At 39.7% G+C, this 20,056-nt stretch carries 17 protein-coding genes; 10 read left to right on the top strand and 7 right to left on the bottom strand.

The genetic code is table 11. From position 1 onward, the window contains the following. Positions 1–4: 4 nt before the first annotated feature. Both V7K76_RS29065 and V7K76_RS29060 read left to right on the top strand, forming a co-directional pair. Positions 5–1,405 carry an AAA-like domain-containing protein gene (locus V7K76_RS29065; RefSeq protein WP_334778241.1) on the top strand — a complete coding sequence of 467 codons (1,401 nt, stop codon included), beginning with the start codon at positions 5–7 and terminating at the stop codon, positions 1,403–1,405. A gap of 7 nt (positions 1,406–1,412) precedes the next feature. Beyond that, positions 1,413–3,917, top strand: coding sequence for an AAA-like domain-containing protein (locus V7K76_RS29060; RefSeq protein ID WP_334778240.1), 2,505 nt, complete (start codon positions 1,413–1,415; stop codon positions 3,915–3,917). Positions 3,918–4,046: 129 nt separating this feature from the next. Here V7K76_RS29060 and V7K76_RS29055 read toward each other — a convergent pair whose 3' ends face one another. Then, positions 4,047–4,820 (bottom strand): transposase, encoded by a 774-nt coding sequence (locus V7K76_RS29055; RefSeq protein WP_334778239.1) that lies wholly within the window; start codon positions 4,818–4,820, stop codon positions 4,047–4,049. Positions 4,821–4,968: 148 nt separating this feature from the next. Here V7K76_RS29055 and V7K76_RS29050 point away from each other — a divergent pair, with 148 nt between their 5' ends. Then, a complete protein-coding gene (locus tag V7K76_RS29050) occupies positions 4,969–5,196 on the top strand; it encodes a hypothetical protein (RefSeq protein WP_334778238.1) in 228 nt (75 codons plus the stop codon). On the opposite strand, the gene V7K76_RS29045 is transcribed toward V7K76_RS29050, so the two are convergent. Then, the gene (locus V7K76_RS29045) at positions 5,185–5,763 is read right to left on the bottom strand and encodes a TetR/AcrR family transcriptional regulator (protein ID WP_334778237.1); all 579 of its coding nucleotides are present in this window, start codon (positions 5,761–5,763) and stop codon (positions 5,185–5,187) included. The two genes, V7K76_RS29050 and V7K76_RS29045, sit on opposite strands and share 12 nt — an antisense overlap. A 133-nt stretch (positions 5,764–5,896) precedes the next feature. On the opposite strand from V7K76_RS29045, the gene V7K76_RS29040 reads away from it, so the two are divergent. From V7K76_RS29040 to V7K76_RS29030, 3 genes are all read left to right on the top strand, one after another. Next, positions 5,897–7,237, top strand: coding sequence for a cytochrome P450 (locus V7K76_RS29040; protein ID WP_334778236.1), 1,341 nt, complete (start codon positions 5,897–5,899; stop codon positions 7,235–7,237). Positions 7,238–7,418: 181 nt separating this feature from the next. Next, positions 7,419–8,258, top strand: a complete 840-nt coding sequence (locus tag V7K76_RS29035) for a GNAT family N-acetyltransferase (protein ID WP_334778235.1) — start codon at positions 7,419–7,421, stop codon at positions 8,256–8,258. 1,062 nt (positions 8,259–9,320) lie between these two features. Next, on the top strand, positions 9,321–9,662 hold the full coding sequence (locus V7K76_RS29030) for a hypothetical protein (protein ID WP_334778234.1): 342 nt from the start codon (positions 9,321–9,323) through the stop codon (positions 9,660–9,662). Between the two features lie 3 nt (positions 9,663–9,665). Here V7K76_RS29030 and V7K76_RS29025 read toward each other — a convergent pair whose 3' ends face one another. The 3 genes from V7K76_RS29025 to V7K76_RS29015 form a co-directional block, all read right to left on the bottom strand. Beyond that, positions 9,666–10,103: a hypothetical protein gene (locus tag V7K76_RS29025; protein WP_335030328.1), complete on the bottom strand. Its 438-nt coding sequence runs from the start codon at positions 10,101–10,103 to the stop codon at positions 9,666–9,668. A gap of 77 nt (positions 10,104–10,180) precedes the next feature. After that, entirely contained in the window at positions 10,181–10,747 is a 567-nt protein-coding gene (locus tag V7K76_RS29020) for a hypothetical protein (RefSeq protein ID WP_335030327.1), read from the bottom strand. A 153-nt stretch (positions 10,748–10,900) separates the two neighbouring features. After that, a complete protein-coding gene (locus V7K76_RS29015; RefSeq protein ID WP_335030326.1) occupies positions 10,901–11,080 on the bottom strand; it encodes a hypothetical protein in 180 nt (59 codons plus the stop codon). A gap of 273 nt (positions 11,081–11,353) precedes the next feature. On the opposite strand from V7K76_RS29015, the gene V7K76_RS29010 reads away from it, so the two are divergent. The 4 genes from V7K76_RS29010 to V7K76_RS28995 are packed head-to-tail and all read left to right on the top strand — an operon-like array spanning position 11,354 to position 19,102. Beyond that, positions 11,354–13,510, top strand: a complete 2,157-nt coding sequence (locus tag V7K76_RS29010) for a pentapeptide repeat-containing protein (protein ID WP_334778232.1) — start codon at positions 11,354–11,356, stop codon at positions 13,508–13,510. Positions 13,511–13,545: 35 nt separating this feature from the next. Beyond that, the gene (locus V7K76_RS29005; protein ID WP_334778231.1) at positions 13,546–14,784 is read left to right on the top strand and encodes a pentapeptide repeat-containing protein; all 1,239 of its coding nucleotides are present in this window, start codon (positions 13,546–13,548) and stop codon (positions 14,782–14,784) included. Continuing rightward, positions 14,756–16,210, top strand: a complete 1,455-nt coding sequence (locus V7K76_RS29000; RefSeq protein ID WP_335030325.1) for an AAA-like domain-containing protein — start codon at positions 14,756–14,758, stop codon at positions 16,208–16,210. The genes V7K76_RS29005 and V7K76_RS29000 overlap by 29 nt, the downstream gene beginning before the upstream one ends. A gap of 3 nt (positions 16,211–16,213) precedes the next feature. Then, positions 16,214–19,102 carry an AAA-like domain-containing protein gene (locus V7K76_RS28995; protein WP_335030324.1) on the top strand — a complete coding sequence of 963 codons (2,889 nt, stop codon included), beginning with the start codon at positions 16,214–16,216 and terminating at the stop codon, positions 19,100–19,102. Between the two features lie 162 nt (positions 19,103–19,264). Here V7K76_RS28995 and V7K76_RS28990 read toward each other — a convergent pair whose 3' ends face one another. Together V7K76_RS28990 and V7K76_RS28985 are read right to left on the bottom strand one after the other, a co-directional pair. Continuing rightward, positions 19,265–19,618, bottom strand: a complete 354-nt coding sequence (locus tag V7K76_RS28990) for a four helix bundle protein (RefSeq protein WP_335030322.1) — start codon at positions 19,616–19,618, stop codon at positions 19,265–19,267. Further along, positions 19,611–20,009 carry a transposase gene (locus V7K76_RS28985; RefSeq protein ID WP_335030321.1) on the bottom strand — a complete coding sequence of 133 codons (399 nt, stop codon included), beginning with the start codon at positions 20,007–20,009 and terminating at the stop codon, positions 19,611–19,613. Before V7K76_RS28985 ends, V7K76_RS28990 begins: the two co-directional genes overlap by 8 nt. Positions 20,010–20,056 lie beyond the last annotated feature (47 nt).

Raw genomic sequence — 20,056 nt, 5'->3', positions numbered from 1 at the left:
AACCATGCCGGATTCAGAAGACCCCAAACAAGTCAATAACAACGACTTACGCAATTCCCAGTTTGGCGGCGGGTTAATCAACGCTGACACAGTGAATGCTGGGCGAATTGGCGGTGACATCTACAACATTCACCTTGGGCAGCAGACGGTGGCATCAGGTAATTCAGTCCAGTCACAGAATCAACGACAGCGATCGCTCTCTGAAAGAGATTCACTTGAAAAAGCCTACACTCTCCAAAGCCAGAAAGTTGCAAATCTACGAACAGCGTTGGTTATTGAAACTGATGTAACACGCAAGTTCCAATACGAACACCAGCTTCAGGCAGAGGAACGTACCCTGAAGGAACTTGGTAACAAGTTGGATGCAATTGAACAACAGTTGCAATCTATTGATGATCCTGGAGTAAAAACAGACACAACTATATATATTGAAAGACCACCCATTGAAGATAAATGCTATAAAGCAATTGTGCAACCAGGGGCATTGATTCGTCTCAAAGCCCCGCAGAGAATGGGGAAAACATTACTGCTGGAGAAAACCTTAGATTATGCAAGACACCAGGGTTATCAAACCGCAAAATTGGATTTACAACTGGCTGATATCGATATTCTGGCTAACTTAAAAACATTTCTACAATGGTTGTGTATTGATGTTGCTGACAGTCTGGAGCTAGAACCCCAACTAGATAAACACTGGCAAGAGGTTTTTGGGCTGAATAAAAACTGTACCCGTTATTTTCAAAAATATTTATTATCGATTACTGATACTCCCTTAGTTTTAGCTATAGATAACTTTGAGAGACTGTTTGAATATCCAGAGATTTTCCCCCAATTCTGCTTATTACTGCGGGGATGGTATGAGGCAGCGAAGCAGGGAGACAAGATTGGTAATATCTGGAAGAAGCTGCGGTTAGTTGTAGTTCATTCAACCGAATCTTACCCTTCCTTAGACAGTAATCATTCCCCGTTTAATGTGGGATTGGCGATTGACTTACCTGAATTTAATCTGCAACAAGTAACAACCCTCGCCAAACAGAATGAGTTAAGCCTGGGAGAACAGGACTTAAGCGGGTTGATGGAGTTGCTAGGGGGACATCCTTATTTGGTACAATCTGCGATTGCCCATCTCAAAAGCCAGCAAGTGACCTTAGAAGAATTGTTAAGACTTGCACCAACAGAGCAAGGAATCTTCAGCGACCACTTGCGGCAACAACTGTGGCATTTACAACATAATCCCCAGCTTGAGATAGGGTATAAAAAAGTAGTGATCACGAATGCACCTGTGAGATTAGAGACTGAAGTTGCGTTTAAATTGCATAGCTTGGGGTTAGTAAAACTTGTTAGTAATGATTGCGTTCCTGGTTGTGATTTGTATCGTCAGTATTTCTCAACTCGTTTGGAGTAGGTAAATCGTGGTTGAACAATACATATTCTCTGGAAGTCTACCTGAAAATGCCAGCACCTACGTCATACGAGAAGCTGATGCACAGTTATATGAAGGACTGAAAGCGGGGAAGTTTTGTTACGTACTGAATTCCAGACAAAGTGGAAAGTCCAGCTTGCGTGTGCGAACCATGCAGCGATTGAGAGATGATGGCGTACAGTGTGCCGCCGTAGATTTATCTGCTGGTGGGATTCAGAATGTCCCTCCCGAACAATGGTATGCAGACTTAATTGACACGCTTATTGATAGTTTTGGATTAGATTTAGACTTTGGTGATTGGTGGGAGGCGAATCAGTTAAATTCGCTAGTCACAAGATTTCGCAAGTTTTTGGAAGAAGTATTACTTGTTGAAGTTCAAGAAGATATCGTTATCTTTATTGATGAAATAGATAGCGTACTCAGTTTAAATTTTCCTACAGATGACTTTTTTGCATTGATTCGTGCTTGCTATAACAAACGAGTTGATAACCCTGAATACAATCGCCTTGCTTTCTGTTTGCTAGGAGTCGCATCACCGACCAATTTAATACAAGATAAGAACCGTACCCCGTTTAACATTGGTCAGGCTATCTCCCTCAAGGGCTTTCAATTGTATGAGGCTGAACCATTAGAAAAGGGTTTGCATGGGAAGTTTAATAATCCCCAAGCGATAATGCAGGAGATTTTGAACTGGACTGGGGGGCAACCATTCCTGACTCAAAAGCTGTGTCAATTCATGGTTGAGGAATCAGAACAAGACAACCCTCGTTCAGTAGAGCAAGTTGTCAAGTCACGGATTATTGAAAACTGGGAATCACAGGATGAGCCTGAACATTTACGGACAATTCAAGCCAGGATTTTGCGGGATGAACAACGGGCAGGGTACTTACTAGAACTGTATCAACAAGTCCGACTAATTGAGGAACAATCCGAGGTAACAGCAGATGATACTTTAGAACAAAGTGAGCTACAGCTTTCAGGTTTAGTTGTTAGACAGCAAGGGAAGCTGAGAATCTATAACCAGATTTATCGTGAGATATTTGATTTTAATTGGATTGAAAACCAACTAAACAACCTGCGTCCCTATTCTGAGAATTTTCGCTTTTGGGTGGCTTCTGGAGGTGCTGATGACTCACGCCTGCTGCGAGGCAAGGCTTTACAATCAGCAGAAGAATGGGCAAGAGATAAGAACTTAAGTTATCAGGATAAACAGTATTTAGCAGCTAGTAAAGAAAAGGAAATTCAGGAGGAGATTGCTGTTAAGGAACAAGAAGCTACTTTGGAACGAGAAAGGAAGGACAAGGAAGCACTAGAGGCGAGAAACCAATTGCTCAGTGAGGCGAATAAGAAAGCTCAACGAATAACTAGTATTGGAGCAATTGCTTTAATTGTAACATTAATAGGAGCGGCAATTGTAGGATTGTCCAGTAGAAAACAACTTGATGAAACTCACGATGAAGTTGTAGCTGTTCAAAATTTAAACAAACTAGCTGGAGTATTAGAGAAAAATACTGACTCTAATTCTGAAGGAATTACTTTTGACTCAAATGAAGCTTTGAGACTGTCCGCTTTATCTTTTAACGTTAGTAATCATCAACTTAAACAGGCATTAGTTTTTGCTACTACTTCACAAGCACATCAACAGTTAAAAAATCTGAAAGAGGCAGAATCAGAAATTAAGCAAAGTCAGGAGTTATTACAAAAAGCGGATCATAAAGTTTTAGAATCTAACCAAGGCTTACAAGTTAAGGTATTAGTCCAGAAAAGTCAAGGTGATTTACTAGCCAAAAACAAACAAACCCAGAATGCCATAGCATCCTATACTCAAGCATTTAATATCCTAAAAGCTCATCCCAATGAAACTGATTTTACTAAAAATAATCAGTTGCTTACAGGCGAAAATATTGAATCAGTTCATCGAAGTTTAATTAAACTAAACCCTCAATATAAAGAAGTTGGAGCATCATTGACAAAACATTTATATGCTCAACTTAAATATTTTCTGAAGGCAAGAAATTGGGAGTCGGCTGACAGAGAAACATCTAAGCTCATGCTTAATATTGCTAAAAGAGAAACAGAAGGATATTTAGATTATGAACAAATAAATAGTTTCTCTTGTGACGACCTGCGAAAAATAGACCAGCTTTGGATCAGCAATTCTGACAACCGTTTTGGCTTTAGTGTGCAAAAGAAAATATGGATCAGCACTAAGAATAGGCTGGGTGTAAAACTAGAAGACTGGAATGACTTGGACAATGAAAATTATTTGCGGTTTGCCAAGGCAGTAGGATGGTATGATGAGAAAATAGACGACAGTACGAGCCGCTCAAGAGGTGGTTTTGTGAGCTACGACGAATATGTTAAGCGTATAAAAAATAACTCAGCGTATGGTAGGGGAGGGCTACCCGGGTTAAAGGAGATGGGGTGGAGATGGTACTACATGGTTCTAGGAGTGAGGACTAGGTCTACATTAGATGGTACTACATGGTTCTAGGAGTGAGGACTAGGTCTACATTGGTTGGTTTATTTTCTCGCGTTGCGACTTGTAAAGTGTAACATATAACGCTTTCGCAAGTTTGTAAACATTTCTCACAGCCTACTTTTCCACGCAATAATCAACTTTTCATCGATCCGATACCTGGCACTGTGGGCGGCTGATCGGCTGATAACAATTCGCCTGAATAAACTTTGTTGCTACCTCATGCACCTCCGTACTCTCGGTTACTCGCTGCTTCTCCCAAGGTAAACTCATCTGCCCAGGCGACGACTTTTTCATCTTCCCAACCTTCATCACCGATGGCAAAAAGCGACTACCCCAAAAATTTCGCTTTTCTGGTTTTGCTTTAGGTCTATACTTCTGACAAAACCGCCGATACTTCGCCGCACATTCCTCCAAAGTTCGCCCCAACTGCAAAAACGACGGATGCCACTGAGTAATGCCATCGTTGCTCAAGCGGTCATGAGTGCCATAGTTGCTAAAGTCGTAGAAATAACCCTGCTGCATCCCGGACGCTTTGGGGTTCGCATGAATGTATCGTAAGGTATTCAAAGCCCGTCGCTGGTCGGTATTAGCAAAACCCGTGCTGTGATATCGCTTCTCCCAAAAATGACCTGTGCGGTTCAACATTCGGTTAAAACACATAGCAGTGTACCAGTTGAGCCAGTGCATAATTTTGGGAAGCTCTTCAGGCTGTTGGGGTTCAAGTAGGTAATGTACGTGGTTCGACATTATACATAAAGCATAGAGCTTAAACTTATATTTCTCCTGTGCTTTCTTGATGGCGTAAAGGAAGACTTCACGACATTCCAACCGTGTTAGGCGAAACTCCCGATTGTTGCAACGGGTTGTAATGTGGTAGCAAAATCCAGATTGCAAGTTACGTTTTGGACGAGACATTACAAATACAATTTGACAATATGAATAGTTTAGTTTACAGACTCACTACTCCTCCCAATTAACCAATACCCCATCCACAATCGCAATCCTCCACTGCGGAAACTTCGCCAGCAACTTCTTGATCACGATCTGCTTTCGCCGGGTCATCATGACAGCATTCCTGCAAGAAATCAAACCCCGGATTCTGCCCCGAATTCGCCGCAACCTTGAGTTTTTGCATACGTTCTGGTCGTACATTTGCCCTTGCAGCAATCGCCTCATGCGACCATTTTTCAGCACTGGGGACAGGCGCGGCGAACTTTCACCCTCATCAACGACTTTGACTTCTACACCCGAAACTGAATTGTGGTGGAGTAGCTTTGTTCTACTTGATTAAAAGATGTATTGCACGACGAACATATACTTGCCAAGGCTCAGTCTGAGGTTGAAAAATTTGTGCATAAAGCATAATTCCACTCATAGTATCAAAAACTAAACTAGGATCTAAATCTGCGTTAACTTCATTTCTGACTTTTGCTCGTTCAATTACAATAGCAAAAGCTTGCCGTCGAGGTTGCAGATATTTTGTCCAATAAATTTCAGCAAATTGAGGACTAGTTGAGGCACTACTGATGATCATAGCAACAGTCTGCCGTCCCAAAGGACTAAGCGTAATTTGCGCGGCATTCTCAATCAGAGCATCAATATCATCCCAAAGACAACCAGTATCAGGGATAATAACTTCTTCTCTAAAACTTTCTATTGCCGATGCAATCAGTTCTTCTTTACCTTTGTAGCGTCGGTAAATAGTGGGTTTACTAACTCCTGCACGGACTGCAATTGCATCAATACTTGTACGTTCATATCCAACTTCTGATAGTATTTCCAAACTTGCTTGCAGAATAGCTTGATGAGATTGAAGGTTACGAGGTCGTCCTGGCAGATTTTTCGCGGGTTTATTCATGCAATTATCATCTCAAGGCATCGGTATTTAGACAACTTGCAAACAGTTATTGAGTTATTGAGTTGACTTCTCTTATATTTTACGATACCGTATCGTAAAATATAATCTCTAATCACTCAAAAGTGAGAAAAACATGACTAGCTTTTCAAGCGGACGAACACTGCCATTACCCCCTGGTCGCTTCGGTTTGCCCATCATTGGCGAATCCATTAGTTATTTGCAAGAGCCAGTACGTTTTATTGGGCAGCGACAAAAGCAATATGGAGCAGTCTTCAAAACCCATCTATTTGGTCGCCCAACGATTGTCTTAATTGGGGCAGATGCCACACGTTTTCTATTCAGTAATGAAAGTCAGCGATTTGAGATGACTAATACTACAAGTTTCGAGACGCTACTAGGAGCCAACTCAATTGGAGTCAAGACAGGTACTGCTCACCAAAAACTTCGTAAACAGTTGTTCCAGTCCTTTGAGCCAAGAGCGTTAGCTGACTATGCCAAAACAATGGAACAGTTGACCCATCGTTATCTGCATAAATGGGAAGAGATGAAAACTTTCACTTGGTATCCTGAACTGAAAAAATACACACTTGATATTGCCTGTAGGTTGTTTATAGGTGTTGATAATGCCGCAAATGATAACTTAGAAAAAGTTTACGAGGCTTGGAGTAATGGACTATTATCTATTCCGATTCGATTTCCTCTAAGCAAGTTTGCTCGTGCAGTTCGTGCGCGAGAGCAGCTTCTTGTGCAATTTGATCAGTTAATTGTTCAACGTCAAAAACAGCCTATTGCCCATCGAGATGTTTTAGGAATTCTATTACAAGCACAAGATGAGGAAGGGAATCGTCTGAGTATTGAGGACGTGAAAGATAACGTGTTAGCAATGCTTGTTGCTGGACACGAAACTTTAACCTCAGCATTAACTTCCTTATGTTTATTGTTAGCTCAACATCCACAGGTGTGGCAAACAGCACGTTTGGAACAAGCGAAAATTGGACACGCACAACTGCTGACACCAGAATGTCTTAAGCAAATGACCTATTTAGAGCTTGTGCTAAAAGAAGTTCTACGGATGCTGCCTCCAGTCGTTCGTAGCGGTTCGCGCAAAGTACTTAAAGAAAGTGAGTTTGCTGGATACCGTATCCCCCAAGGCTGGGACGTGTTTTTCCAAATTCAGGAAACTCATCAAGACGAGAATGTTTACGTTCAATCTCAACAATTTGACCCACAACGTTTTGCATCTGAATCCACTCAAGACAAACAAAGGGTTGGAAGCTATATTCCTTTTGGTGGTGGGATTCGAGAATGTTTAGGTAAAGAGTTTGCTCGGTTAGAAATGAAACTGTTTGCCGTATTATTGATCCGTGACTATGAATGGGAAATACTTCCTGGACAAAATCTAGAACGCTTAGTACTACCATTTTCTCGTCCGAGGGATGGTTTGAAAGTCAAGTTTTGGAGGCGCGAAGGCTAACAGTTTGAAATCGTATTGCTAAACTAGATATTCATCATTTATTTTGAGTGACAGGCGCGGCGGAACAAGTGCCAACTCTTAGAAACGCGGAAGGGACAAGACAATCTTTCACTTCCTCACCAAAGACTTGCTTTACTGTAGATAGCACAACTCTTTACTTGATTCGTGAAGAAGGCAAATCATGCAACTACATCAATTCGACAACATTCAGGAATTCTGGCACTGCACTCAGACTTACTTACTCCAGCATCAGGTAGAAAATAATGTTTTGCTCAGTATTTTGCATACCTTGCTGCATAACCCAGAACGTTACCTGGGTAAGCCTTATTTAGCAATCGTCCAAACAAGTGGCGAGATTCTAGCTGTTGCTATCCGCACCCCACCCCAAAAATTGATCCTATCCAAAGCCCAGAATATGGATGCCTTGGGCTTGATTACTCAAGATTTACGTCTTGAGCAACTGCCAGGAAGCATGGGACTGGCAACTGAAGCAGAAATATTCTCGCAGACTTGGCAAAGGCTGACAGGACAATTCTATCAACGGTCGATGGTAATGAAAATTTACCAATTAACAGCAGTGCAAACAGTCCCAACGGCCCGAGGATATCTCAGACTCGCAACCCAAGGCGATCGCTCTCTTTTGATCGAGTGGCTTTCTGCATTTTTATCTGAAATAGATGAGGCGGTGAGCGAAGATGTCGAACACCTTGTAGATAATCGGTTGAAACAGCAGAATACTTATTTTTGGATTGATAGCACTCCAGTTTCAGTTGCGTCTAGTAAACAATTGTTACCTACAATTGGTCGGATCAATTTAGTTTATACACCACCAGAGTATCGTCGCAAAGGATATGCCACTGCCTGTGTCACAGCGTTAAGCCAAAAACTGCTAGCCCAGGGATGCCGCCATTGTTTGCTCATAGCAGATTTAGCCAATCCCACAGCTAATCATATTTATCAAGTGATTGGCTATCGCCCCCTAAGCGATTGGCACGAATACTCATTCACCTCCAAGGAGTAATGTCCAAAGTATATTTAAAATCTCTTTGTTAAAATACTATTATGATCCATACCAATTCACCAACTGCAAAGAAATGCTGGTAGAGACGGCTTGGCGTTGGGAATGGGAACGAGTATTGCAATATGCCAGTAATTGAGAGCGATCGCTACTCACTCCGCTTCACCAAAACCCCATCCACAATCACAATGTACACAATCATTAAAATTAGTTTTTTAGCAGGATTTGTGTATGATACTATGTGCTATTTTTACCTGTTGCTACTGATTTCATAATATTTTGTAATTTCTAATTCGTAATTCGTAATTATTGCACCAAAGGATTTATCCGGGGGCTTGAATAAAGTTGCTACGCGTTTTCTCTTTCTTCATAACTGCTCTTGGGGCTTGTACCCTCAATGATTTAATTATTAATTAACTCCTAATTATTACGAATTACGAATTACGAATTATTCGGTCATCGGCATTTTCTACTTCCATACTCACATTCTCACTAATAAAGTAGGGTAAATGCTCTTATACAGTAAACCTAACAACCATTGATACATAAGGGTTTTCTTGATTTTTACTGGTGGCACATACTTACTGCCACGATTGTGCTTCCATTTTTCTACTTACTGCCATCGACTGCTTCCACTCTTTCATGGATTTTCTGCGAGCGCATTTTCTACATCACGAAGTAATCAACCTTTGAGGTGCATTTACTGCCATCGTCTGCTTCCACTTTACTGCCATCATGTCGGTAAAGTGACAAGAATCTATACGTAGTGATAAATCTAACCTTATTTTCGATGTTTGTACTGGCTACTATAGCTTGAAAATCATAAAAAAGCTTGAAAAAGCCTATAAAGTCAAATTTGATTGATGTTCATAAAAAAGACTGTTATAAAAGCCTTACAGGCATTCTCTTGACATCACTGTAATATTTTCTTTTTGGAAATGCTCTAACCTCAATTATCCACTTCCCTCTAACTATGCCTAAAAAACTTGCATCCCAACACGTGGCTTAGAATTACAGAGAGTAAGTCTTACTAAGGCTTACCGACTAATAGAAAATGGTTGGGGTTTGAATTTAGGTGATATTGAATCTCAAAAATTAGAACTAGAAGGAAATTTAGAGTTCATCAAAGTTGAAGTTCATTTTTTCCCTCCAATGACAGGATTTATTTTGGAAGGAGAACGTCGCCATCCAAAACAAAAAATTACCCCTGGAATTATTGATAAAACTACTGGAAAACCTAGCTATGTCATTTATAGAATTGATTTGCCAAACCGTTCAATAGATGAATTTAGTTTATGGGTTTATCGGCACATGGATAAAGCTCAAATGATTTCACCTTCTGCATTAGTGGATAAGCACCGTCAAGCAGCAATCGCTTTAGCTGCACGCTATTCTGAGACAGTATGATTTTTACTTTTCCCGATCCACCAATACCCCTTCAACACAAGGAATCCCCCACTGTGGAAACTTCGCCAGCACTTTTTTAATCACAATCTGCAAAGCCGGATCATCATGACAGCATTGTTGGAGGAAGTCAAAACCAGGATTTTCCCCAACCAGAGAAGCCATCTTCAGTTTGTCCATTCGCAATAATCTAGCTTTGGATCTCATGGCGATGTCTTCTCTACGAGACGCTCCGCGAACTGCGGTAAACAACGCCTCACTAGATTTTTGCACCTGATAATTGACTACAGATATATTCCACTGCTTCTCAAACTTGCTGATTGTTGCCCTCATACTGGCGTAATACTTGCTGTCTAGCAAATATTGAATTACCCACAATGGGGGGCATTCTCCAAGGTTTGCTCTATCCAACCATTCAAATATCTCACTTTGATTTAATGACACGGGTGCGGTGCAACCTTCGCCTTCATGAACTGTTTTGACTTCTCACCCGAAACCGAATTTTCAAGCAACAATTAAGACTAAATTTCTTGCCAATCACTCCAATTGCATCCTTCAGCATCATGTTGGCATTCTTGAGATGGCTTTTTAACAAGCCAGAGTTTCCAGTCTTTCTGTTTCAGAGAATCAAATAGTTGTGTGACAGTTGATTCATCCTCTGTAAATTTATTCAAAGTGATATGCCAACACTTGCCACCTATCCCTTTGTGGCAGTTTACCTTACTATTAACTTTTACTCGTTTAAAATTTTTATTTTTTAATTGTTTGCCTAACTCATCTAAACATCTACTTTTGAAACAGACTGCATAGGCTTTTCTTCCAAATTTATCTCGTGAGTTCGGCTTAATCCAATAATCCTTACCTTCGATCTTATTGCGAAAGCTGTATGCTTGGGCATTGTTAACTTCTTTCCATATCTCCGTTACAATAGACTTTTTACCTTGGTCTTGCTTGTAAGCATGAAAGTTACTAAACCCAGTGATAGTCACATGATAGCCGCCCCATTGCACATCTTTCTCATATCCTGGTGATAGATAAACAGCATATTCATGCTCTTCGATGACTTCACCAAGCACTCGCGCTCTCATATATTCTTTCTCTCCAAAGGCTCTTATTATATATCAACCTTTTTCTAGATTAAGTTTAATTGCTGGCAGTATTAGTATAGCCATCTTTGTGAAAATACGATTTACATTTGCGGGATAAATCTTCAGTAATCCCACTGCTGATTAATTTGGTTTTTAATCAACCAACACCCCATCCAGACACGCAATCCCCCACTGCGGAAACTTCACCAATAGTTTTTTAATCACAATCTGCAAAGCCGGATCGTCACTCCAGCACGAAAGCAAGTACTCGAAGCCCGGATTCTGCCCCGAATTCGCCGCAACTTTGAGTTTCTGCATCCGCTCCGGTCGCATATTTGACCTCGCAACAATCGCCTCATGTGACCATTTTTCAGGCTATGGCATAGGCGGCGCAGAACTTTGACCCCTCATGATCTGCTTTCATCTCTCCACCTGAAACTGAATTTTCAACTAACAACAGAGTGGAATTACTTTATTCTGCTTGCCCCTATGTTTGATTAGTGGTCGCTGAACACACAAACTTCGACAGAAATCTTGTGTTACAGTCCGTAAAAGTCCATACTGAAGCTGTATGTAACATAAACCCTCGCCTTTACAAGCCTAGCCATGCCCCAAGACTTCTCTCGCCAGAATCTCAGAGGTCGTTCATTTAAAGGTCAAAACCTTGCTGGGGCAAACTTTAGCGGCGCAGATATCCGAGGAGTAGATTTTAGTGGAGCGAATTTGAGAGGTGCAGACTTTAGCCACGCTACAGCTGGATTACAAAAGCGTTGGATAATAATTTTAATCCTATCTGCATTTTTAGTATCAATTTTATCAGCATTTGTGTCTGTATTTGGCAGCGCTCAGACCCCAAATAGCGTATTTACCGTTATCACTGAACCTTATATAAATATTCGTTACTTAACTCTCTTAGCACAAGCTGGAGTTTTGTTTCTACTTACAGTTGGATGGGGTTTCCAAAGAGCTTTAGAAGCTGGAGCCATAATTCCAGTAATTACGTGGAGTATAACTAAGGTTTTAGCTATATCTGGAATTATTAGTTCGACTAAAGTTGTACTTGCAATTCAAAGTGGAATTTTGGGTGGTGCTGTTGTTGGGACATGGGTGTTAGCTATAACTGGAGTGATGACTATAGCTGGCTCTGTTTTAATTGCAATCACTACAATCCATCATAAATTAACAGATATGATTCTAGTGGGGGCAATAACGATAACTAGTGCTGGAGTTGGGATATTAAGTCTTACAGGATTTAACTTTAAGACAATTATTGTAACTGGATCTGGAGTAATTATTGCAGCATGTCTAGCAGTTTATGTAAGTTGGCGTATTTTAGTTTGTGACGATAAATTTAGTTGGATCTGGGCACTCGCAGTTAATCTTGCTAGCACAGGAGGTACAAGTTTTCGATATGCTGATCTTAGTAATGCTAACTTCGCTCGAACAGTTCTCAAGGGCACTGATTTTAGAGATGCAATATTAAAGCAAACTTGGTGGTCAAATGCTCAACGACTTGATTTTGCTCGTGTTGGAAATAGCTATCTTAAGCATTTGCAAATTCAGCAGTTATTAGTTAGTAACAATGGAGAAAATCAGAACTTTGATGGCTTAAATCTTACAGATATTAATTTGAGTAATACTAGGTTGACAGATGCTAGTTTTATTAGAGCTAATCTCAACCATGCTAACCTACAAAATGCAATTTTGTTGAGAGCCAAGCTAGTGCAAACCCAACTAGATGCCACTGACTTTACAGGCGCAACTCTCACCGGAGCTTACATCGAAGATTGGAACATTACTACCGACACCAAGTTTGATAAAGTACGATGTGAGTACGTTTATATGCGACTCCCTACAAAAGAGAAGCCTGATCCACTTCGCAAACCTGATAACAATAAAGAAGTGTTTGCTCAGGGGGAGTTTGGGGATTTCATCAAGCCCATCTTCGACACACTCGACCTCTACCATAATCAAGGTGTTGACCCCAGAGCGATCGCTATTTCCTTTAAGCAGCTAGCTGAAAATCACCCAGAAGCAGATTTGCGAATTGTGGGAATGGAAGTGCGTGGTGAGGACAAGTTTTTGCTCCGTGCAAAAACAGCAGCTATGGCTGATAAGTCTGAACTGAGCGCAGAATATTTTGACACTTATAATCAGATAAAAGGTTTGCCGGAGCGAGAGATTAAATTACTGCTAGCAGAAAAAGATAATCAAATCCGCAGATTAGAAAATATGGTGATGACGGCATTAGAGCGTCCTAGCTTTTATTCAAACGTTGAGCAGGTAGGTTTTATGACTAACAATCCCGGTGGCTTTTCAGTTGGTGGTTCAGTTGATGGCGATATTAATAATGTTCAAGGAGAAAATAACCAACAAAGGGTAAGTAATAAAAGTTCTAGTTTTAACTTACAAGGCGCTCAATTCGGTGGTGGTCTAGTCAATGCCGACACAGTAAATGCAAATCAAATCGGCGGTAACATCACTAACTATTCCACTGAGCAAAAGCAGAATCTCGCAGAAGCCGCAGCAGATATTCAGCAGCTTCTCAATCAGTTAGGGCAGAGTTACCCGACTAGCACTCCACTAGAAAAACAGATAGCAGTCACGGAAGCACTCAAGCAAATCGACAGTAATCCCACTTTAAAAGCGCGGGTAATTGGGGCGTTGAAATCTGGTGGAACTGAGGCATTGAAGGAATTAATTGATCATCCTCTTGTCAATATATTATTGGCGACTTTAGAAGGTTGGCAGGATGCTGAGTAGTTTACTTGAGAGATAAGTAGAGAGGTTAGCTGGTAATGGCGAATGAAGAATATCTGGCAATACTTAAGCAAGGAGTTGAGGTTTGGAATGAATGGAGGAAGAATAACCAAGGAATTACCCCTGTTCTCAATGAGAGCGACTTGAGTAAATTACTTCTCTGTGAAGTTAACCTCACTAACATTAATCTTACTAAAGCTGACCTAAGCGGAGCTAATCTGAGTGAAGCTAACCTCAGTATGGCTAACCTCAGTATGGCTAATCTCTGTGAAGCTAATCTCACTATGGCTAATCTAAATAAGGCTAACCTCAGTGGGGCTAATCTAAGCAAAGCTAACCTCAGTATGGCTAATCTTAGTGAAGCTAACGTTACTGAAGCTAATTTCAGTAATGCTAAAGTCTTTCAAGCTAACCTTAGTGAGACTAATCTTTTTGAAGCTAACCTAGATAAAGTAGACTTGAGTAAAGCCATTTTTAATGGAGCTACTGCACATTATTCTCCTCCAATTTGGGACACTCCTCTAGGAGCTACCGTTTCATTTAAAACTGCAAAAGAATTTTTAGATATATTTTCTTTTTCGGAAAATAAAACTGAGCTTAATAAACTAAACAAGAGATTATTTACATTCAATGAAAATCTTATACCAGGAATTATTCTCTATACAGAAGAAGATAATAAATTATCACACTATATTAAAGATAATTTTGAATCTCTAGATAAATTGACTGGAGATTGGTGTACTATTTTCCTTCTGGAGCGTCCACCATTAGGATGGGAAAAATCTCATTTATATTGGAAAGAGATATTTGAAGATGAGTTGTATGAAAAGTTTAAGTTTTTCAATTTTCTAAAAAACCGGAAATACCAAAAATCAGAAGTTTATGATTTAGCAAGAAAACTCAAAATAGATATTAATAATTTACCATGTCTGGTTTTACTAAATCCTAAAAATATGTTACATAAATCCGATAATGAATATGCTTCAATAGAGAAAATAGTATTTCGCATCAAAGAAGTATCGCCAGAGTATTTCCGTGACTTATTCTTTAACCTTGAAGCTCAAGCTATTAATTCTCAATCGGCTTTTGAGAATATAAAGCTTAATTTTCCAAAAATCACAAAAATTTTAAAAAAGTATTCGGAATTAGAACAAGAAGCAAGAAACAAAACTTCAAATTACTATATTGCTAACTCCCAGTTTGCAGGTGGCATAGTAGATGCTAACAATGTTGATGCAGACCAAATAGGTGGTAACATTCAGAACAACGACGCTTAAAATCGCCCAAGTCAAACCCATGCCCGATTCAGAAGACCCAAAGCAAGTCTCCAGTAGTGACTTACGCAATTCCCAGTTTGGCGGTGGATTGGTTAATGCTGGCACAGTGAATGCTGGGCAAATTGGCGGCGATATCTACAACATTCACCTTGGGCAGCAGACGGCGGTATCAGGTAATTCAGTTCAATCGCAGAATCAACGACAGCGATCGCAGTCCGAAAAAGATTCACTTGAAAAAGCTTACACCCTCCAAAGCCAGAAAGTTGCAAATCTACGAACAGCGTTGGTAATTGAAACCGATGTATCCCGCAAGTTCCAATATGAACACCAGCTTCAGGCAGAGGAACGCACATTAAAAGAGCTTGGCGACAAGTTGGATGCAATTGAACAACAATTGCAAGCGGCTGAGAACTCTGGACTAGAGGCAGACACAAGTATATATATTGAGCGACCACCAATTGAAGATAAATGTTATAAAGCAATCGTGCAGCCCGGAGCATTAATTCGGATAAAAGCCCCGCAGAAAATGGGTAAAACTCTGCTGCTAGAGAAAATCCTAGACCATGCAAGACACCAGGGATATGAGACAGTTAAATTGGATTTAAAACTTGCTGATAATTCTACTCTGACTGACCTTAAAACTTTTTTACATTGGTTATGTGTCAATGTTTCTGATAGCTTGGATGTGAAAGACTTGGTAGATGAATATTGGCAAGATAGTTTGGGTTTAAATACAAGTTGTACTCGTTATTTTCAAAGATATTTATTAGCGAATATAGATAATTCTCTTGTCTTTGCAATAGATAATTTTGAACGTTTATTTGAATATGCCAATATTTTCTCAGAATTTTGTCTCCTGTTGCGGAGTTGGTACGAAACAGCCAAACAAGGAGACAGGATGGGAAAAATTTGGAAGAAACTACGACTGGTGGTAGTTAATTCCACAGAAGCTTACCCCACTCTAGATATCAATCGTTCACCGTTTAACGTTGGACTAGCTATTGAATTACCTGAGTTTAATCAACAACAGGTGCAAGAAATGGCGAAATTGTATGAACTAGGGGGGTATTTTAGGGAAGAGGGATTAAGTCAGTTAATCAAGTTAGTAGGTGGACATCCTTATCTCCTAAACGAGGCAATAGCTAACCTCAAAAACCAGGAAAGTTCTTTAGAAGAATTAATCAGCCTAGCTCCAACAGAACAAGGAATTTTCAGCTATCATTTACGGCAGCAACTAGAATCTTTGCAAAGTGATTCTCAGCTAAAAGAGGGTTACGCAAAAGTGATAACAGTAGATAAACCAGTGCAGCTTAATCCTGAAATCACTTTTAAATTGCACAGTCTGGGTCTAGTTAAAATAGTGCGTAATGACTGTATTGCTAGTTGCGATTTGTACCGTCAGTATTTTTTGGCACGTTTGGAGTAGTTTATGGTTGACCAGTACATTTTCTCTGGAAGTCTACCTGAAAATGCCAGTACTTATGTCAAACGAGAAGCTGATGATGAATTAAATGAAGCCCTATTACAAGGTAGGTTTTGTTATGTACTAAATTCTAGACAGAGTGGAAAGTCCAGCTTGCGTGTAAGAACAATGAGCCGTTTGAGCGAAGCTGGTGTAGAGTGTGCATCTATTGATTTATCCTCCATTAATATTCAGACAGCAACTCAAGAAAACTGGTATGCAGACTTGATTGTTAAGCTCATTGATAGTTTTGCCTTGGATGTAGATTTTAAAAGTTGGTGGGAGCAGAATCAAATAAATTCACCATTGTTAAGATTTAGTAACTTTTTGACAAAAATACTTCTTGCAGAAATTTCAGAAAATATTGTAATTTTTATTGATGAGATTGATAGTGTTCTGAGTTTAAATTTCCCTACAGATGATTTTTTTGCTTTTATTAGGTCTTGTTATAATGAGCGAGTTGACAACCCCCAATACAATCGCCTCACTTTCTGTTTGCTAGGGGTCGCATCACCGAGCAGTTTAATACAAGATAAGAACCGTACTCCATTTAACATTGGTAAAGCTATCTCTCTCAAAGGCTTTCAACTGCATGAGGCTGAACCATTAGAAAAGGGTTTACGTAAAAAATTCAGTCATCCCCAAGCAGTAATGCAAGAAATCTTGCAGTGGACGGGAGGACAACCATTCCTGACTCAAAAGCTCTGTCAGTTTATGGTTGAGGAATCTGAACAAGACAACCCTCGTTCAGTAGAGCAAGTTGTCAGATCGCGGATTATTGAAAACTGGGAATCACTTGATGAACCTGAACACCTGCGAACAATCCAAGCAAGGATTTTGCGGGATGAACAACGGGCAGGGTATTTACTAGAACTGTACCAACAAGTCCGGCTGGCTGAAGAACAATCCGAGGTAACAGCAGATGATACTTTAGAGCAAAGTGAGCTACAGCTTTCAGGATTAGTTGTTAGACAGCAAGGGAAGCTGATAATCTATAACCAAATTTATCGAGAAATATTTGACTTCAATTGGATTGAAAACCAACTAAACAACCTGCGTCCCTATTCGGAGAATTTTCGCTTTTGGGTGGCTTCTGGAGGAACTGATGACTCACGGTTGCTGCGAGGCAAGGCTTTACAATCAGCAGAAGAATGGGCAAGGGATAAGAACTTAAGTTATCAGGATAAACAGTATTTAGCAGCTAGTAAAGAAAAGGAAATTCAGGAGGAGATTGCTGTTAAGGAACAAGAAGCTACTTTGGAACGAGAAAGGAAGGACAAGGAGGCACTAGAGGCGAGAAACCAATTGCTCAGTGAGGCGAATAAGAAAGCTCAAGGACGAATTAGTATCGGAGCTTTTGTTTTGGTTGTAGCAATTCTGGGAGCAATAACTTTAGGGATATGGTCTAGGAAGGAGGTAAAGGTAGCCAAATCTCAGGTTAATGAAGCTCATAAAAATTTGAACCTAGCCCAGCAAAAGGCTAGAGAAGCACAGGAAAATGAACAAAAGGCTAAAGATAGTACTGCACAAGCAAAGAAGTTAGAACGGCAAGCTAAAGAAAGCGAAAAATCAGCAAAACAAAAAGTAAATGAAGCTCACAAAACTGCTATAGAAGCACAGCAACAAGCAAAAAAGGCTGAAGAAAGTACTATAAGGGCAAGACAGAATTTAATAGAGAAAAGTAGGGAGATATCTAAAACTAATGAGCAGCTTATTCAATCTAAAAATAAGGAATCAGCAGTTTTAGAAATACTTAATAATAAAGAAAAAGAACTGAATAAAATCAATGTAAAAAATGAAGATGCTAAAGCAGAAGTTGCAAATGTTCGCAAACTTGTAGAGCTAGCTGGGAAATTACGAAATGAAAGTTCATCAGATTCAGATGAGGCTTTAAGACTAGCTGCACTATCATTTAACATAGATAATCATCAACTGAAACAAGCACTATTATTTTCTGCCAAGTCACAAGCATACCAAAAACTAAAAGATTGGATGAATGCTAGAAATGAGATTCAAGAAAGTCAATTGAGTTTATCCCAAGCTGATAAAAATGAATTAGTTTCTAATCAGGGTTTACAAATTCAAGTATTATTCCAAAAAAGTCAAGGTGATTTATTAGCCCAAGATCAACAATATCCAAAAGCTATAGACTCTTTAAGAGTAGCATTTAATATTTTAAGGGTTTATCCAACCGAAACTGATTTTACTAAAGAGAATCAATTGCTCACAGGCGAAAATATTGAATCAGTTCATCGGGGTTTAATTAAGCTAAACCCTCAAAATAAAGAATTGAAGAAACAAGTTGAAGAGTCCCTAAAAAAACATTTATATACTCAACTTGAATATTTTCTGAAGGCCAAAAATTGGGAGTCGGCTAACAGAGAAACAGATAAGCTCATGCTTAATATTGCTAAAAGAGAAACAGAAGGATATTTAGATTATGAACAAATAAATAGTTTCTCTTGTGACGATCTGCGAAAAATAGACCAGCTTTGGGTCAGCAATTCTGACAACCGTTTTGGCTTTAGTGTGCAAAAGAAAATATGGATCAGCACTAAGAATAGGCTGGGTGTAAAACCAGAAGACTGGAATGACTTGGACAATGAAAATTATTTGCAGTTTGCCAAGGCAGTAGGATGGTATGATGAGAAAATAGAGGACACTACGAGCCGCGGTAGAGGTAGTTTTGTGAGATCCAACGATTATTACAAGCGTATAGAAGAAAACTCACTTTATGGAAGAGGAGGGCTACCCTTAGGGCTACCCTTCGGGGTACTTCTTGGTACTGCTGAAAGGGTCTACAGAGGGGGGAATACTTCTTTTCTCGCGTTGCGACTTGTAAAGTGTAACATATAAGGCTTTCAAAAGTTTGTAACCATTTATTTCTGCCTTATTTTCCACGTAGTAATCAGCATTTCATAAATCCGATACCTGGCACTGTAGGCTGAAAGCAATTTGCCTGAATAAATTTTGTTGCTACCTCATGCACCTCCTTTATCAGTTACCAGTTACCAGTTATCAGTTATCAGAAATTCTAGTTTTCTTGAGGATTGAAAAAAGGATTTTTGATATCTCTTCGGCATTTTCATAGATACTGTTAAATGCTTTGTCATCAATATAACTTGTGTCTTTTAAAAGAGACAACCAATATTTAGTTTCAAGACATTCTTTGTAAGCAATAGAAATTTTCGCAGAAAATTCTGCTGGTGATATAGCTCCATTTGCTTCTGCAATATTAGCTCCAATTGATGTTCCACTTCTAATTAATTGTTTTGATAAAATAAATTCTTTTTTCTCTTGAGTCAAATATTTGTAAGCATTGACAATCCTGATAGCAAACTTATACGCCTTCTCATATACCAAACTATTCATAGCTTATTGATAACTGATAACTGATAACTGATAACTGTTTTAAAGCCCGTCGCTGGTCAGTATTAGCAAAACCCGTGCTGTGATATCGCTTCTCCCAAAAATGACCTGTGCGGTTCAACATTCGGTTGAAGCACATAGCCGTATACCAGTTGAGCCAGTGCATGATTTTGGGAAGGTCTTCAGGCTGTTGGGGTTCAAGTAGGTAGTGAACATGATTGCTCATGATACACAGGGCATAGAGCTTAAATCCATACTTTGACTGTGCTTTCTTAATGGCATAAAGAAAGACTTCACGGCATTCTAGGCGTGTTAGGCGAAACTCCCGGTTGTTGCAACGGGTTGTAATGTGGTAGCAAAATCCAGATTGCAAGTTACGTTTTGGACGAGACATTACAAATACGTAAATGACAATATGTAATAGTTTAGTTTATAGACTGT

The organism is Nostoc sp. (assembly GCF_036917975.1).
Taxonomy (GTDB): domain Bacteria; phylum Cyanobacteriota; class Cyanobacteriia; order Cyanobacteriales; family Nostocaceae; genus Nostoc.
Note: the sequence above shows the minus strand (reverse complement) of the source record. Positions and strands in the feature narration are given on the sequence as shown.